9 protein-coding genes are annotated in these 13,406 nt (G+C 71.7%); 6 read left to right on the top strand and 3 right to left on the bottom strand.

Annotated features, from left to right (window positions below; all coding sequences use genetic code 11):
• Window positions 1-21: 21 nt before the first annotated feature.
• The 6 genes from ACIGHB_RS11685 (at window position 22) to ACIGHB_RS11660 (ending at window position 8,440) form a co-directional block, all read left to right on the top strand.
• Window positions 22-1,086, top strand: coding sequence for a substrate-binding domain-containing protein (locus ACIGHB_RS11685; protein WP_360309350.1), 1,065 nt, complete (start codon window positions 22-24; stop codon window positions 1,084-1,086).
• A gap of 236 nt (window positions 1,087-1,322) precedes the next feature.
• Window positions 1,323-2,102 (top strand): ATP-binding cassette domain-containing protein, encoded by a 780-nt coding sequence (locus ACIGHB_RS11680; RefSeq protein ID WP_360309348.1) that lies wholly within the window; start codon window positions 1,323-1,325, stop codon window positions 2,100-2,102.
• Window positions 2,099-3,409 (top strand): sugar ABC transporter permease, encoded by a 1,311-nt coding sequence (locus ACIGHB_RS11675; RefSeq protein ID WP_388880330.1) that lies wholly within the window; start codon window positions 2,099-2,101, stop codon window positions 3,407-3,409. Before ACIGHB_RS11680 ends, ACIGHB_RS11675 begins: the two co-directional genes overlap by 4 nt.
• A 231-nt stretch (window positions 3,410-3,640) precedes the next feature.
• Complete coding sequence (gene dxs, locus ACIGHB_RS11670; RefSeq protein WP_399911855.1) at window positions 3,641-5,560, top strand: 1-deoxy-D-xylulose-5-phosphate synthase; 1,920 nt, start codon at window positions 3,641-3,643, stop codon at window positions 5,558-5,560.
• Between the two features lie 218 nt (window positions 5,561-5,778).
• A complete protein-coding gene (locus tag ACIGHB_RS11665; protein WP_399912731.1) occupies window positions 5,779-7,257 on the top strand; it encodes an amino acid permease in 1,479 nt (492 codons plus the stop codon).
• Between the two features lie 97 nt (window positions 7,258-7,354).
• Window positions 7,355-8,440, top strand: coding sequence for a hypothetical protein (locus ACIGHB_RS11660; protein ID WP_360309344.1), 1,086 nt, complete (start codon window positions 7,355-7,357; stop codon window positions 8,438-8,440).
• 104 nt (window positions 8,441-8,544) lie between these two features.
• On the opposite strand, the gene ACIGHB_RS11655 is transcribed toward ACIGHB_RS11660, so the two are convergent.
• From ACIGHB_RS11655 to ACIGHB_RS11645, 3 genes are all read right to left on the bottom strand, one after another.
• Window positions 8,545-10,683, bottom strand: coding sequence for a 3-hydroxyacyl-CoA dehydrogenase NAD-binding domain-containing protein (locus ACIGHB_RS11655; RefSeq protein ID WP_399911851.1), 2,139 nt, complete (start codon window positions 10,681-10,683; stop codon window positions 8,545-8,547).
• A complete protein-coding gene (locus tag ACIGHB_RS11650; protein WP_399911848.1) occupies window positions 10,680-11,894 on the bottom strand; it encodes a thiolase family protein in 1,215 nt (404 codons plus the stop codon). The genes ACIGHB_RS11655 and ACIGHB_RS11650 overlap by 4 nt, the downstream gene beginning before the upstream one ends.
• A gap of 198 nt (window positions 11,895-12,092) precedes the next feature.
• Window positions 12,093-13,376 carry an HRDC domain-containing protein gene (locus ACIGHB_RS11645; protein WP_399911845.1) on the bottom strand — a complete coding sequence of 428 codons (1,284 nt, stop codon included), beginning with the start codon at window positions 13,374-13,376 and terminating at the stop codon, window positions 12,093-12,095.
• Window positions 13,377-13,406: the final 30 nt, after the last annotated feature.

Genomic DNA, 13,406 nt, shown 5'->3' with positions numbered 1-13,406 from the left:
CTCGTCAGGGAGGCACCTCACATGAACGCAATGACCCGTCGCGTCGTCATAGGCACGGCCGCGGTCTCCATGGCCCTCGCGCTCTCCGCCTGCGGCCAGGCCGGCGGCGACGACAGCGGTGACAAGGGCAGCTCGACCAAGATCGGTCTCCTCCTGCCGGAGAACAAGACCGCCCGGTACGAGGCGCTGGACAAGCCGCAGTTCGAGAAGGCCGTCAAGGACGCCTGCGGTGACTGCGAGGTCGTCTACAACAACGCCGTCTCCGACGTCGTGAAGCAGAAGCAGCAGTTCGACCAGCTCATCGCCGACGGCGTGAAGGTCATCGCGCTCGGCTCGGTCGACGCCGCCAAGTCCGCCGGCTGGGTCAAGGAGGCGCAGGGCAAGGGCGTCAAGGTCGTCGCGTACGACCGCGCGATCCAGGGCGCCGACGCCTACGTCAGCCACGACAACAACAAGGTCGGCGAGCTCCAGGGCCAGGCCCTCCTCGCCGCCCTCGGCGCCAAGGCCGCCACCGCCCAGATCGTCATGATCAACGGCGACGAGAAGGACCCGAACGCCGGTCTCTTCAAGAAGGGCGCCCACGCCGCCCTCGACGGCAAGGTCGGCAAGATCGCCTACGAGGCGTCCGGCGAGTGGGACCCGAAGGTCGCGGGCGAGAAGATGGCCGCCGCCGTCTCCTCCGTCGGCAAGGACAAGATCGGCGCCGTCTACTCCGCCAACGACGGCATGGCGGGCGGCATCATCACCTCCCTGGAGAACGCCGGCATCAAGAACATCCCGGTCGGCGGCCAGGACGCCGAGGTCGCGGGCATCCAGCGGATCGTCGCCGGCAGCCAGACCTTCACCATCTACAAGTCGCCGCTCCAGCTGGCCCCCGAGGCCGCCAAGTTCGCGGTCAACCTGCTCCAGGGCAAGGACCTCGGCGCCCAGGGCGAGACCGACGGCGTCAAGTCCACCCTCTTCGCCCCGGTGGTCGTCGACAAGACCAACATCCAGACCACGGTGATCAAGGACGGCATCTACGCCGCCGCCGACATCTGCACCGCGGACCTCGCCGCCAAGTGCACCGAGCTGGGCATCAAGTAAGCCCCGCGGGGCCCGACTCCCGGGCCCCCAGCCCCTCCTGCCGGACCGTCAGCCCCGGCAGGACGCGGAACGCGCCGCCCCCCGTGCCGCGGCTCCGCCCCCTCGCCGTCCGGCCCCGGCCGACCCAGACCCCGCTGTCGGTCCGGGGCCGGACGAGCACAGCCCCCCTCGAACTCGGCGCCGTACGGCGCGACATGCCGCCGCCCTCCGCACGGGCGGCGAAGGAGTTGGTTCACGTGTCCCAGACGCCTGTCCTGGCGTTGCGCGGGATCTTCAAGCGATTCGGAGCGGTCCAGGTCCTCTCCGGTGTCGACCTCGAAGTCCACGCCGGTGAGGTCGTCGCCCTGGTCGGCGACAACGGCGCCGGAAAGTCCACCCTGGTCAAGACGATCGCCGGCGTCCACCCGATCGACGAGGGCGTCATCGAGTGGGAGGGCCGCCCGGTCGAGATCTCCCGCCCGCAGGACTCCCAGGCCCTCGGCGTGGCCACCGTCTACCAGGACCTCGCCCTCTGCGACAACCTCGACGTCGTCGCCAACCTCTTCCTCGGCCGCGAACTCAAGAGGGGCGGCGTCCTCGACGAGGTCGCCATGGAGAAGCGGGCCAAGGACCTCCTCTCCACCCTCTCCATCCGCATCCCCAGCGTCCGCATCCCCGTCGCCGCCCTCTCCGGCGGACAGCGCCAGGTCGTCGCCATCGCCCGCGCCCTGGTCGGCGACCCCAAGATCGTGATCCTGGACGAGCCCACCGCCGCCCTCGGCGTCGAGCAGACCGCACAGGTCCTCGACCTGGTCGAGCGGCTCCGCGAGCAGGGCCTCGGCGTCATCCTCATCAGCCACAACATGGCCGACGTCAAGGCCGTCGCCGACACCGTTGCCGTGCTCCGCCTCGGCCGCAACAACGGCACCTTCCCGGTCGCCACCACCACGCACGAAGAGATCATCGCCGCGATCACCGGAGCCACGGACAACGCCGTGACCCGCCGGCAGGCGCGCACCGCGGAGGTAGCCCAGTGAGCACGACCCCCGAGGCGACCGACGAGGCGCCCGTGCCCGAGCCGCGCACCCCCGAGGCCGCCGTCACCGAGACCCCGGCCGCCGCGGCGGTCCCCGCCGTCGACCCCCGCCTCCTCGTCCGCGAGCGGGGCTTCAAGGGATACGCCGAGGAGTTCAAGCGCAAGATCCGCTCCGGCGAGATCGGCTCCCTGCCCGTCGTCGTCGGCCTGATCGTCATCGGCATCGTCTTCCAGGCGCTGACCGGCAACTTCATCACCTCGTACAACCTCGACCAGATCACCCTGTACGCGGCCGGCCCCGGCATCATGGCCGTCGGCATCGTCTTCGTGCTGCTGCTCGGTGAGATCGACCTGGCCGTCGGCTCCGTCGCCGGCCTCGCGGGCTCCGTCTGGGGCGTCCTCGCCACCGACATGCCGGACTCCGTCGCGATCCTCCTCGGCATCCTCTCCGGCGCCCTCCTCGGCGCCTTCCACGGCCTGGTCTTCGCCAAGATCGGCGTCCCCGCCTTCGTCGTCACCCTCGCCGGCTTCCTCGGCTGGGCCGGCCTCCAGACCTGGGTGATGGGCGAGCGGTCCACCATCCCCACCCCGATCGGCAGCTTCGTCGGCGACCTCACCAAGTTCTACTTCTCCGACGTCGCCGCCGCCTACGGCCTCGCCGCCGTGGTCATCGCCGCCTTCTACCTCGCCCAGCTGCGCGACTCCCGCCGCCGCAAGGCCGCCGAGCTGCCGCACCGCCCGCACAGCGAGATCCTGCTGCGCACCGGCGTCCTCGCGGTCCTCGTCCTGGTCGCCGCGTACGCCTTCAACCAGGAGAAGGGCCTGCCGCTCTCCCTGGTGATCTTCCTGGTGATCCTGCTCGTCACCGACTTCGTGCTGCGCCGCACCACCTACGGCCGGCAGGTCTTCGCGGTCGGCGGCGGCATCGAGGCGGCCCGCCGGGCCGGCATCAACGTCGCCTGGATCCGGATCTCCGTCTTCATGATCTCCGGCACCCTGGGCGCCGTCGGCGGACTCTTCCTGGCCTCCGCCACCGGCGGCGCCGACCGCTCCCTCGGCGGCGGCAACCAGCTCATGATGTGCATCGCCGCGGCGGTCATCGGCGGCACGTCCCTCTTCGGCGGCCGCGGCAAGGTCTGGTCGGCGCTCCTGGGCATCCTGGTGCTCCAGTCCATCGTCCAGGGCCTCAACCAGCTCAACCTGGAGTCCAACGCCATCCAGTACATGATCACCGGCGCCGTGCTCCTCATCGCCGTGATCATCGACTCCGTCTCCCGCAAGACCCAGAAATCCGCGGGACGGGCGTGACACACGCGACACGTGTGACGCGTGTGACGCCCCTCGGGTAAGACGCGCCACATTCGCCCGGCACCGGAGAACCGGTGCCGGGCACCGTCGCGTCCGGAGCAGTGTCCGGGGCCGTACGTCCCCCGTGCGGGTGACGCCACTCCGGCTGGCCCGATGCCCACGATCCAAGACGGAACATTAGACTCGGCAAAATCGGCAAGCTCGACCAGCTCAGAACGCAAGGAGGCACGGGTGGCCCTGCTGACCCGTATCAGGACACCGCGCGACCTGGACCGGCTCTCCCCGGAACAGCTGGACCAGCTGGCCGCGGAGGTCCGGACCTTCCTCGTCGACGCCGTGTCCAAGACCGGCGGACACCTCGGCCCCAACCTCGGCGTGGTGGAACTGACCATCGCCCTGCACCGCGTCTTCGACTCCCCGAAGGACAAGGTCCTCTGGGACACCGGCCACCAGAGCTACGTGCACAAGCTCCTCACCGGCCGCCAGGACTTCTCCAAGCTGAAGATGAAGGGCGGCCTCTCCGGCTACCCCTCCCAGGCGGAGTCCGAGCACGACGTGATCGAGAACTCGCACGCCTCGACCGTCCTCGGCTGGGCCGACGGCCTCGCCAAGGCCAACCAGATCCTGAAGAAGGACGACCACGTCGTCGCCGTCATCGGCGACGGGGCCCTCACCGGCGGCATGGCCTGGGAGGCGCTCAACAACATCGCCACCGCCAAGGACCGCCCGCTCGTCATCGTCGTCAACGACAACGAGCGCTCCTACGCGCCCACCATCGGCGGCCTCGCCAACCACCTGGCCACCCTGCGCACCACCGACGGCTACGAGCGCTTCCTCGCCCGCGGCAAGGACATCCTGGAGCGCACCCCGGTCGTCGGGAAGCCGCTCTACGAGACCCTGCACGGCGCCAAGAAGGGCCTCAAGGACTTCATCGCCCCCCAGGGCATGTTCGAGGACCTCGGCCTCAAGTACGTCGGCCCCATCGACGGGCACGACATCGAGGCCCTGGAGTCCGCCCTGACCCGCGCCAAGCGGTTCGGCGGCCCGGTGATCGTCCACTGCCTCACCGAGAAGGGCCGCGGCTACCAGCCCGCCCTCCAGGACGAGGCCGACCGCTTCCACGCCGTCGGCAAGATCCACCCCGACACCGGCCTGCCGATCGCCACCTCCGGCGCCGACTGGACCGGCGTCTTCGCCGACGAGATGGTCGCGCTCGGCAAGGAGCGCGCCGACATCGTCGCGATCACGGCGGCCATGCTCCAGCCGGTCGGCCTGGACAGGTTCGCCAAGGAGTTCCCGGAGCGCGTCTTCGACGTCGGCATCGCCGAGCAGCACGGCGCCGTCTCCGCCGCCGGCCTCGCCACCGGCGGCCTCCACCCGGTCTTCGCCGTCTACGCGACCTTCCTCAACCGCGCCTTCGACCAGGTCCTGATGGACGTGGCCCTGCACAAGTGCGGCGTCACCTTCGTCCTCGACCGGGCCGGCGTCACCGGCACCGACGGCGCCTCCCACAACGGCATGTGGGACATGTCGATCCTCCAGGTCGTACCCGGCCTGCGGCTCGCCGCCCCGCGCGACGCCGACCAGGTCCGCGCCCAGCTCCGCGAGGCCGTCGAGGTCACCGACGCGCCCACCGTGGTCCGCTTCTCCAAGGGCGCGGTCGGCCCCGCCGTCCCCGCCGTGGGCCGGATCGGCGGCATGGACGTGCTCCGCGAGCCCGGCACGGACCGGCCGGACGTCCTCCTGGTCTCCGTGGGCGCCCTCGCGCCCATGTGCCTGGAGATCGCGGGCCTCCTCGACAACCAGGGCATCTCCACCACCGTGGTCGACCCCCGCTGGGTCAAGCCGGTCGACGAGGCCCTCGCCCCGCTCGCCGCCGGCCACCGGGTCGTCGTCACCGTCGAGGACAACAGCCGCGTCGGCGGCGTCGGCTCGGCCGTCGCCCAGGCCCTGCGCGACGCCGGCGTCGACGTGCCGCTGCGCGACTTCGGCATCCCGCCGGTTTTCCTCGACCACGCCTCCCGCGCCGAGGTCATGGCCGAGATCGGCCTGACGGCCCCCGACATCGCCCGCCAGGTCACCGGCCTGGTCTCGCGCCTCGACGGCAAGTTCGAGCGCGCCGAGCGTGCCGTGGAGCCCGCCCGCGACTGACCCCGCCCCCACGGGCGGCCGCTCACCGAGCGTCACCTTTGGGCCGGTCGGCTCACCCTTCCGGGTGCCGATCGGCCCTTTTGTGTGCATGCTGACCTCACTGAGGGCAGGCGTCCCCTAGACCCCCGTCCACCGGGGGCTCCGAGACCCGACGTCACGGACGACGCGGAGGTACCACGGTGAGCACGGACCAGCGCCCCCCACGGGCCAACTCCGGGATGTTCCGGACCAAGTCGGTCGAGCAGTCCATCCGGGACACCGAGGAACCGGAGCACGCGCTCCGGAAGTCCCTCTCCGCCTGGGACCTCACGGTCTTCGGCGTCGGTGTCATCATCGGCACGGGCATCTTCGTCCTGACCGGCAAGGTCGCGAAGGAGAACGCGGGCCCCGCCACCGCCCTCGCCTTCGTCGCCGCCGGCATCGTCTGCGCCCTGGCCGCCCTCTGCTACGCCGAGTTCGCCTCGACGGTGCCGGTGGCCGGATCGGCGTACACCTTCGCGTACGCCTCCATCGGCGAGCTGCCGGCCTGGATCATCGGCTGGGACCTCGTCCTGGAGTTCGCGCTGGGCACGGCGGTGGTGGCGGTCGGCTGGTCCGGGTACGTGCGCTCGCTGATGGACAACATCGGCTGGCACCTACCGGCGGCCCTGGAAGGACCGGACGCGCCGGGCGGCACCTTCGACATCCTGGCCTTCCTGCTGGTCCTGGTCCTCACCGTGATCCTCGTCGTCGGCATGAAGCTGTCCGCCCGGATCACCGCCGTCGTGGTGGCCATCAAGGTCACCGTCGTCATGATCGTGATCATCGCGGGCCTCTTCTTCATCGTCGGCGACAACTACTCGCCGTTCATCCCGCCGGCCGTGACCCCGGAGGGCGGCGGCTCCAACTGGGACTCCCCGCTCGTCCAGCTCCTCTTCGGGTACGAGCCCACCAACTTCGGCGTCATGGGCATCTTCACCGCCGCCTCCATCGTCTTCTTCGCCTTCATCGGCTTCGACGTGGTGGCCACCGCCGCCGAGGAGACCAAGCTGCCGCAGCGGGACATGCCCCGCGGCATCCTCGGCTCGCTCCTCATCTGCACCGTGCTGTACGTGGCGGTCGCCCTGGTCGTCACCGGCATGCAGCACTACACCGAACTGTCCGTCAGCGCCCCGCTCGCCGACGCCTTCAAATCCGTCGGCCATCCCTTCTACGCCGGTGTGATCAGCTTCGGCGCGGCCGTCGGCCTCACCACCGTCTGCCTCATCCTGCTGCTCGGCCAGACCCGCGTCTTCTTCGCGATGAGCCGCGACGGACTGCTGCCCCGCTTCTTCTCGGTGACGCACCCGCGCTTCAAGACCCCGTACCGCCCCACCATCCTGCTCGGCGTCGTCATCGCGATCGTGGCCGGCTTCACCAGCATCAACGAGCTGGCGACCCTGGTGAACATCGGCACCCTCTTCGCCTTCGTGATGGTCGCCGCCGGCGTCATCGTCCTCCGCCGCACCCGCCCGGACCTGCACCGCGCCTTCCGCACCCCGTGGGTCCCGGTGCTGCCGATCGTCTCCATCGCCGCCTCCCTGTGGCTGATGCTCAACCTGCCGGGCGAGACCTGGTTCCGCTTCGCCGTCTGGATGGCGCTCGGCGTCGTCGTGTACTTCGCGTACGGGCGCCGGAACAGCCGGTTGGGCAAGGAGGGCCGCGACGCCCTGTACTAGGGCGCCTGTTCCAGCGGGCGCGGGGAAGGCGGCCGGGTCGGGCGGATACAGTCGGTGGGAACCGACCCCCACTCGACCCGGAGCGCTGGATCCCCCCATGGTGAACCGACCCCAGGCCCCCGCCGACCCCTCCCACGGCTCCCCGGACGCCCCCCGCATGCACGGCGGCTGGCTGGCCCGGGGCGCCGAAGGACGCTTCAGCGTGTACGTCCCCCGGGACGGCGAGGTGGTCCGCTGGACCGAGGGCCCCGGCGGCCGGTTCACCGGACCCGAACCGATCGGCGGCGGCGGTCTGCTGCCCTTCCTGGCCGCCGCGCAGGGCCCCGACCGCTACGTCCACCTGATCGGCCTGCGCCCCACCGCGACCGGCGCCGAGGCGGGCGAGGACCACGTCGAGCTGGTGCACAGCGTCCAGTTCCAGACCGGCCGGCCCAACGTGGAGTGGAAGGCCGTCGGCCACCCCAACGGCAAGGGCGAGTGGTGCGGCAACCCGGCGCTCGCCGTCGACGGCAAGGGCCGCGCCCACGTCTTCGTCCGCAACCGCGGCGGCGGCGTCAGCGCCCGCGTCCAGAAGGACGCCGGCGGCTGGCACCCCTGGTGGGACCTGAAGGGCGGCCGGACCGACCAGAACCCGGTGGCGGCGGTCAACGGCGACGGCCTCGTCGAGCTGTACACCGCCACCGACCGCGGGCTGCTCCGCTACGTGCAGAAGGAGCCCGGCGCCCGCCCGGTCGTCGAGCCGCTGCTGACCACCCCGGTCGTCCAGGGCACCCTCGCCGCGGTGACCGGCGAGTCCGGGCACGTGACCCTCTTCTACGCCGACGGCGAGGGCCGGATCCGCGCCTGGTCCCCGGGCCGGGGCTTGGAGCCCACGGCGTTCGCCGACGCGGTCGGTTCCGGCCCGCTCACCGCGGGACGCTGTGTCATCGACGGCTACGACTGCACCCTGCTCGCCCAGTGCGACGACAAGGGCGGCGCCACCCTGGCGGCGTACCTGACGGAGCGCGAGGACACCGGCCTGCACTGGACCCCGTCGGGACCGCCGGTGCTCGGCCCGCCGTCCCTGACGGCCGACGCCGACGGCGCGGCGGCGGTCGCCGCGCTCGCGGCCGACGGCGGTGTGGTCGTCACCCGGCAGAAGGACGAGTCCGGCCTCGCCCTGGCCGCCTGGACGCGGCTCTGAGACCGTCCGGGCCCCCGCCGCGCGTGCGGGGGCCCGGGAGAACGCCGAAGGCGCTGCCCGGCCCCTGGAGAGGGGGCCGGGCAGCGCCTTGCGTACGGGGTGCGTTACGCCGGGACGCTCGCGACGCCCTGCGCCAGGAAACGCTTGCCGTTGACGCGCTCGGAGACGCCCTCGCGGTCCAGGTACGGCGTGATGCCGCCCAGGTGGAAGGGCCAGCCGGCACCGGTGATCAGGCAGAGGTCGATGTCCTGCGCCTCGGCGACGACACCCTCCTCCAGCATGAGGCCGATCTCCTGCGCCACCGCGTCGAGGACGCGGTCGCGGACCTGCTGCTCGGTGAGGACGCTGTCGCCCTGCTTGAGCAGCGCGGCGACCTCGGGGTCGAGCTCCGGCTTGAAGCCGTTCTCCGGCTTGTAGACGTAGAAGCCGCGCTTGCCGGCCTCGACGACGGCCTTCAGGTTGGGGGAGACGGTGAAGCGCTCCGGGAAGGCGCGGTTCAGGGTCTCGGAGACGTGCAGGCCGATGGCCGGGCCCACGAGCTCCAGGAGGACCAGCGGGGACATCGGCAGGCCCAGCGGCTCGACGGCCTTCTCGGCCGTCTCGACCGAGGTGCCCTCGTCGATGACGTTCTGGATCTCGCCCATGAAGCGGGTCAGGATGCGGTTCACGACGAACGCCGGGGCGTCCTTGGTGAGGACCGCGGTCTTCTTCAGCTTCTTCGCCACGCCGAAGGCGGTGGCGAGGGAGGCGTCGTCGGTCTGCTCGCCCTTGACGATCTCCAGGAGCGGCAGGACGGCGACCGGGTTGAAGAAGTGGAAGCCGACCACGCGCTCCGGGTGCCGGAGCTTGGAGGCCATCTCGGAGACCGACAGCGAGGAGGTGTTGGTGGCGAGGATCGCGTGCGCCGGGGCGACCGCCTCGACCTCCGCGAACACCTTCTGCTTGACGGACATCTCCTCGAACACGGCCTCGATGACGAAGTCCGCGTCCGCGAAGCCCTCGGCCTTGTCGAGGACGCCGGAGACCAGGCCCTTGAGACGGTTGGCCTTGTCCTGGTTGATGCGGCCCTTGCCGAGCAGCTTCTCGATCTCGCCGTGGACGTAGCCGACGCCCTTGTCCACGCGCTCCTGGTCGATGTCGGTCAGGACGACCGGCACCTCCAGGCGGCGCAGGAAGAGCAGGGCCAGCTGGGAGGCCATCAGACCGGCGCCGACGACGCCGACCTTGGTGACCGGGCGGGCGAGGGACTTGTCCGGGGCGCCGGCGGGGCGCTTGCCGCGCTTCTGCACCAGGTTGAAGGCGTAGATGCCGGAGCGGAGCTCGCCGCCCATGATCAGGTCCGCGAGGGCCTGGTCCTCGGCGTCGAAGCCCTTCTGCAGGTCGCCGTCCTTGGCGGCCTCGATGATGTCGAGGGCGCGGTAGGCGGCCGGGGCGGCGCCGTGCACCTTGGAGTCGGCGACGGTACGGCCCTTGGCGACGGCGGCGTCCCAGCCCTCGCCGCGGTCGATCTCCGGGCGCTCGACGGTCACGGTGCCGTTGAGGACACCGGCGGTCCAGACGAGCGACTGCTCCAGGAAGTCGGCGCCCTCGAACAGGGCGTCGGCGATGCCGAGCTCGAAGACCTGCTTGCCCTTGAGCTGGCGGTTCTGGTTGAGCGAGTTCTCGATGATGACCTGGACGGCCTTCTCGGCGCCGATCAGGTTCGGGAGGATCGCGCAGCCGCCCCAGCCGGGCACCAGGCCGAGGAAGACCTCGGGGAGCGAGAAGGCCGGGAGGGCCTTCGACACGGTGCGGTAGGTGCAGTGCAGACCGACCTCGACGCCGCCGCCCATGGCCGCGCCGTTGTAGTACGCGAAGGTCGGCACGGCGAGCGCGGAGAGGCGCTTGAAGACGTCGTGGCCGCCCTTGCCGATGGCGAGGGCCTCGTCGTGCTTCTTCAGCAGCTCGACGCCCTTGAGGTCGGCGCCGACCGCGAAGATGAACGGCTTGCCGGTGAGGCCGGCGGCGACGATCTCGCCGTTGGCGGCCTCGGCCTCGACCTGGTCGATCGCCGTGTTCAGATTGGCGAGGGACTGCGGGCCGAAGGTGGTCGGCTTGGTGTGGTCGAAGCCGTTGTCCAGGGTGATCAGCGCGAAGCGGCCGGCCCCGGAGGGCAGGTCGAAGTGGCGCACGTGGGCCTGGGTGACGACCTCGTCGGGGAAGAGCTCGGCGGCGCCCTTCAGAAGCTCGGCGGTGGTGCTCACTTGCCCTCCCAGTGGGGGTTCTCCCAGATGACCGTCGCGCCCATGCCGAAGCCGACGCACATGGTGGTGAGGCCGTAGCGGACCTCGGGCTGCTCCTCGAACTGGCGGGCCAGCTGCGTCATCAGACGGACGCCGGAGGAAGCGAGCGGGTGACCGAAGGCGATCGCGCCGCCGTACTGGTTGACGCGCGTGTCGTCGTCGGCGATGCCGTAGTGGTCGAGGAAGGCGAGGACCTGGACGGCGAACGCCTCGTTGATCTCGAACAGGTTGATGTCGTCGATCGTCAGACCGGCCTTGGCCAGGGCCTTCTCGGTGGCCGGGATCGGACCGTAGCCCATGACCTCCGGCTCGACGCCGGCGAAGGCGTACGAGACGAGGCGCATCTTGACCGGGAGGTTGTTCTCCCGGGCGAACTCCTCGGAGGCGATGATCGAGGCGGTGGCGCCGTCGTTCAGGCCGGCCGCGTTGCCCGCGGTGACGTTGCCGTGGACGCGGAAGGGCGTCTTCAGGCCCGCCAGGGACTCCAGGGTGGTGCCCGGGCGCATCGGCTCGTCGGCGGTGACCAGGCCCCAGCCGGTCTCGCCGGCCTCGGGGGAGGTGCGGCGGACCGAGATCGGCACCAGGTCCTGCTGGATCTTGCCGTCGGCGTACGCCTTGGCGGCCTTCTCCTGCGAGCGCACGGCGTACTCGTCGGCGCGCCGCTTGGTGATGTGCGGGTAGCGGTCGTGCAGGTTCTCGGCGGTCATGCCCATGAAGAGGGCGGACTCGTCGACCAGCTTCTCGCTGACGAAGCGCGGGTTCGGGTCGACGCCCTCGCCCATGGGGTGGCGGCCCATGTGCTCGACACCGCCGGCGATGACGGCGTCGTAGGCGCCGAAGGCGATGGAGCCGGCGACGCTCGTCACGGCCGTGAGCGCGCCTGCGCACATGCGGTCGATGGAGTAGCCGGGCACGGACTGCGGCAGACCGGCGAGGATGCCGGCGGTGCGGCCGAGGGTGAGGCCCTGGTCGCCGATCTGGGTCGTCGCGGCGATCGCGACCTCGTCGATCTTCGCCGGGTCGAGGGCCGGGTTGCGGCGCAGCAGCTCCCGGATGGCCTTCACGACGAGGTCGTCGGCGCGGGTCTCGTGGTAGATGCCCTTCGGGCCCGCCTTGCCGAACGGGGTGCGGACGCCGTCGACGAAGACGACGTCCCTGACGGTACGAGGCACGATGGCTCTCCTCCAGGTGCGGGACGGCACTGCTGCGGCGCACCACTAAGCGTGCGCTTGCTTCCCCCATGCTACTTGTGGGTAACCAAGCTGCCCACCCCCTGAGGGCCAAGCGACGGAGGTCACACCCGCACGGACGCGCGGAAGCCCCCGGCGCCGGGGCGCGGGGGGCTTCGTCGCACGGGTCGGTCCACGACCTCAGGCGCGGGCCGTCAGGGCCTCGGCGAGGAGCGGGGTGACCAGGCCGATCTGCCAGGAGCGGGCGCCGTGCGCGGTCAGCGCGGCGGCGATGGCGTCCCGGTCGGCGGGGGCCGGGGGCTCCCAGCAGATCCGGCGGACGGTGTCCGGGGTGATCAGGTTCTCCTGCGGGAGGTTCAGCTCCTCGGCGAGCGCCGAGACGCCGGCCCGGGCGGCCGAGAGGCGCGCGGCGGCGGCCGGGTCCTTGTCCGCCCAGGCGCGCGGCGGGGGCGGGCCGGCCGGCTGCGCGCCCGGCTGGGGCAGCTCGCTCTCGGGGAGGGCGCGGGCCCGGTCCACGGCCGCCTGCCACTGCTCCAGCTGGCGCCGGCCCATCCGGTGGCCGAAACCGGGCAGGGCGGTGAGGGCGGCGACGTTCACCGGGACGGCGAGCGCCGCCTCGACGATCGCCGCGTCGCCCAGCACCTTGCCGGGGGAGACGTCGCGCCGCTGGGCGACCCGGTCGCGGGCCGTCCACAGCTCGCGTACGACCGCCATCTGGCGGCGGCGGCGCACCTTGTGCATGCCGGAGGTGCGGCGCCAGGGGTCCTTGCGCGGAGGGGCGGGCGGGGCGAGGGCGATGGACTCGAACTCCTCGCGGGCCCACTCCAGCTTCCCCTGCCGGTCCAGCTCCTTCTCCAGCGCGTCGCGCAGGTCGACGAGGAGCTCGACGTCGAGGGCCGCGTAGCGCAGCCAGGGCTCGGGGAGCGGGCGGGTGGACCAGTCGACCGCCGAGTGGCCCTTCTCCAGGGCGTAGCCGAGGACGGACTCGACCATCGCGCCGAGGCCGACGCGCGGGAAGCCGGCGAGCCGGCCGGCCAGCTCGGTGTCGAAGAGCGAGGAGGGGCGCATGCCTATGTCGCGGAGGCAGGGCAGGTCCTGGGTGGCCGCGTGCAGGATCCACTCGGTGCCGTCGAGGGCCTGGCCGAGGCCGGAGAGGTCGGGGCAGCCGACCGGGTCGATCAGCGCGGTGCCCGCGCCCTCGCGGCGGAGCTGGACGAGGTAGGCGCGCTGGCCGTAGCGGTAGCCGGAGGCGCGCTCGGCGTCGACGGCGACGGGTCCTCGTCCGGCGGCGAAGGCGGCGATCACCCGGGCGAGCTCCGGCTCGCCCGCGACGACCGGCGGGACGCCCTCACGGGGCTCCAGCAACGGGGTCGGAAGCCCATTCGCAGGGACGTTTTCGTCCGGGGGGCCGCCCCCGGTGGTGCGCAGTGCGGTGTCTGCTGCGGTCTCTTGGGCGTCGGTCACCTGTCAAGGGTATCCGCCGACGGCAAGCGC

Origin of the sequence: Streptomyces sp. NPDC085460, from assembly GCF_044541975.1 — a bacterium.
Lineage (GTDB): Bacteria > Actinomycetota > Actinomycetes > Streptomycetales > Streptomycetaceae > Streptomyces.
The sequence above is the reverse complement of the archived record's forward strand: the minus strand, read 5'-3'. Positions and strand labels throughout refer to the sequence as shown.

What these genes read in the sequence shown, in the direction of transcription:
- ACIGHB_RS11685 (WP_360309350.1), top strand. Translation starts at nt 22, where the DNA reads ATGAACGCAATGACCCGTCGCGTCGTCATAGGCACGGCCGCGGTCTCC.
- ACIGHB_RS11665 (WP_399912731.1), top strand. Translation starts at nt 5,779, where the DNA reads ATGTTCCGGACCAAGTCGGTCGAGCAGTCCATCCGGGACACCGAGGAA.
- ACIGHB_RS11660 (WP_360309344.1), top strand. Translation starts at nt 7,355, where the DNA reads ATGGTGAACCGACCCCAGGCCCCCGCCGACCCCTCCCACGGCTCCCCG.